The following is a 2,888-nucleotide window of genomic DNA, read 5'->3' as shown; positions in this document are numbered from 1 at the left end:
TATTACGCACCGCACAAAGGTGACAGTAGTGGTCAGCTTAAGGCAGAAGCCTTGTTATCGGTCACACCTCCACCTCAAATGCCATCGACGATGGAAGCTGGAACCATTGAAGGTTATTGCGTGGGCGAGCCATGGAATCAGCAGGCAGTATTTATGGAGATCGGGGTACCGGTGATTACCGACTACGAAATCTGGAAAAATAACCCAGAGAAGGTGTTCGGTGTTAGCCAGCAATGGGCTGATGAAAACCCCAACACCCATATTGCATTAGTTAAGGCCCTTATCCGTGCTGCACATTGGCTGGATGCTGAGAATAATGCCAATCGTCCTGAGGCCGTTGAAATACTTTCACAAAGTTATTATGTCGGTGCTGATTATGATGTCATTGCTAACAGTATGACGGGCACCTTTGAATACGAAAAAGGTGATAAACGTGAAATCCCCGATTTCAACGTGTTTTTCCGTTATAACGCGACCTATCCATATTACAGTGACGCCATCTGGTATCTGACCCAAATGCGTCGTTGGGGCCAGATCCCGGAAGCCAAATCGGATAGCTGGTATACCGATATGGCAAAGAAAGTTTATCGTCCCGATATTTATCAAATTGCAGCAAAAGAATTGATTGAAGAGGGCAAGTTAGCTGTAACAGATTTCCCAGATTTCACCTCTGAAACGGGTTTCAAACCGGCTCAAAATGAGTTTATCGATGGTATCGAATTTGACGGGACAGCACCTAATGCTTACCTGGAAAAATTTGCCATTGGCCTGAAAGGAGAGGAGCAGGTGGATTAATTCCCCTGCTTTTCATAAAACGGACAAAGATGGACTCTTATGAACGATAAACTTATATATTTTCTGGAAATAACGGGGCTCAACTGGTTCGTCCCACTGGCGAAAATCGCTGGTGGGGAACCCGCCGGGTTTCAATTTCAACAGCTAGTAAAAATGATTGGTTTGCCATTGATAGCGATGCTTGCCTTTCTATTTTTCTGGCATTTTGGAGCTGCCAAAGTTGATACCAGTCTTGGCCAATTACCCGGACCGGTTCAGGTATGGGAGCAGGTTAAGGTGCTGAATGAAGAACATCAGGCTGAACGTCAGCGTGAGACAGATTTTTATCAGCGCCAGGAACAGCGGAATGCGAACAAACTGGCGAAAAATCCCGATGCCGAAATTAAAGTTCGGGACTTCAATGGAAGACCCACTTTTATTGATCAGATATGGACCAGTCTGTTTACCGTATTTGTCGGTTTTCTGCTGGCCAGTTTGATTGCGATTCCGATCGGTATCGTCAGTGGTTTAAGTCAAAATCTGTATAACGCAATAAATCCTCTGATCCAGATTTTCAAACCAGTGTCACCACTGGCCTGGCTGCCCATTGTGACCATGGTGGTCAGTGCAGTGTATGTCTCGGCCGATCCGATGTTCTCCAAGTCATTTATTACCTCGGCCATCACCGTTATGTTGTGTTCTTTGTGGCCGACCTTGATTAATACTGCGGTTGGCGTGTCCTCCATTGATCGTGACTTGCTTAATGTGGGAAAGGTGTTGCGACTGGGATATTTCACGACGGTGTGGAAAATCGTGGTTCCTTCTTCCATTCCGATGATTTTTACCGGATTGAGAATTTCGCTGGGGATCGGCTGGATGGTATTAATTGCAGCAGAAATGCTCGCACAAAACCCGGGGCTGGGTAAGTTTGTCTGGGATGAGTTCCAAAATGGCAGTTCCAATTCGCTCAGCCGTATTATGGTCGCGGTATTGGCGATTGGTCTGATTGGCTTTGCCTTGGATCGCATTATGCTCACATTGCAGAAGTTTTTCTCATACGACAAAACCGCAAATATTCGCTAGGAGCAGACAATGGAAAGTTATTTAAATATCGATCATGTCAGCATTGATTTTCCAACCGCCAATGGCCCATTTAGGGCGTTGGACAATGTGAACATCCAAATCAATAAAGGCGAATTTGTCAGTATTATTGGTCACTCAGGCTGTGGTAAATCGACCGTTATGAATATTGTTGGTGGTTTGTATCAGGCCACTGAAGGTGGAGTGATTCTCCAGGGCAAAGAGGTAAATGAACCGGGTCCGGATCGGGCTATCGTGTTCCAGAATCATGCCTTGTTTCCCTGGCTTACTTGTTATCAAAATGTCGAATTGGCAGTGAAATCGGTGTTTGGTAAAACCCGTAATCGTCAGCAAATTCGTGACTGGACATTGCATAATCTGGAATTGGTGCATATGACTCATGCCAAAGATAAACTACCCGCGGAAATTTCAGGTGGTATGAAACAACGTATCGGTATTGCAAGAGCGTTGGCAATGGAGCCAAAAGTCTTGTTAATGGATGAGCCATTCGGTGCATTGGATGCGTTGACTCGTGCCCATTTACAAGATTCGTTGATGGAAATTCAGGCAGATTTGAACAACACCGTTATTATGATTACCCATGATGTGGATGAAGCCGTGTTGCTGTCTGACAAAATCGTGATGATGACCAATGGTCCGGCAGCCAGTATTGGTGAAATTCTGCAGGTAGATCTTCCCAGACCCAGACAAAGACTGGACTTGGCAGATAATGCCGATTACAACCATTACCGTTCTGAAGTGATTAAATTTTTACATCAAAGGCATGCCAGGAAGGCTGCCTAATGCGTTGAAATGAGCTAAATAAGACGCGTTGGCATGGATGCAAGTGTGAATCAAACCTGCTCAACTTGGGCAGGTTTGATAATTAACAAAACTTCTCGGTGAATTGACCGCTATATTATGTTGAACACAGTTGCTTTCCAATCAGAATTTAAAGGTATGCCAATGCAGCAGATGCATGATGCTGAACAAACCAGTCTATATGTGACGGCTGATTATCATCATTTAACGTT

3 protein-coding genes are annotated in these 2,888 nt (G+C 44.8%); all 3 read left to right on the top strand.

What is annotated here, in order from left to right:
- Window positions 1–795 (top strand): CmpA/NrtA family ABC transporter substrate-binding protein (locus B3182_RS02230; protein WP_292751381.1); only part of this gene is annotated, 795 nt, incomplete at its 5' end.
- 39 nt (window positions 796–834) lie between these two features.
- A complete protein-coding gene (locus B3182_RS02225; protein WP_292354133.1) occupies window positions 835–1,857 on the top strand; it encodes an ABC transporter permease in 1,023 nt (340 codons plus the stop codon).
- 9 nt (window positions 1,858–1,866) lie between these two features.
- Window positions 1,867–2,658 (top strand): ABC transporter ATP-binding protein, encoded by a 792-nt coding sequence (locus tag B3182_RS02220; protein WP_292354135.1) that lies wholly within the window; start codon window positions 1,867–1,869, stop codon window positions 2,656–2,658.
- The last annotated feature ends 230 nt before the right edge of the window (window positions 2,659–2,888 follow it).

This window comes from Methylophaga sp. UBA4204 (assembly GCF_002379485.1).
GTDB lineage: Bacteria > Pseudomonadota > Gammaproteobacteria > Nitrosococcales > Methylophagaceae > Methylophaga.
The sequence above is the reverse complement of the archived record's forward strand: the minus strand, read 5'-3'. Positions and strand labels throughout refer to the sequence as shown.

Bases quoted from the DNA above. Each gene is read 5' to 3' on its own strand.
- B3182_RS02220 (WP_292354135.1), top strand. From the start codon at position 1,867: ATGGAAAGTTATTTAAATATCGATCATGTCAGCATTGATTTTCCAACC.
- B3182_RS02225 (WP_292354133.1), top strand. From the start codon at position 835: ATGAACGATAAACTTATATATTTTCTGGAAATAACGGGGCTCAACTGG.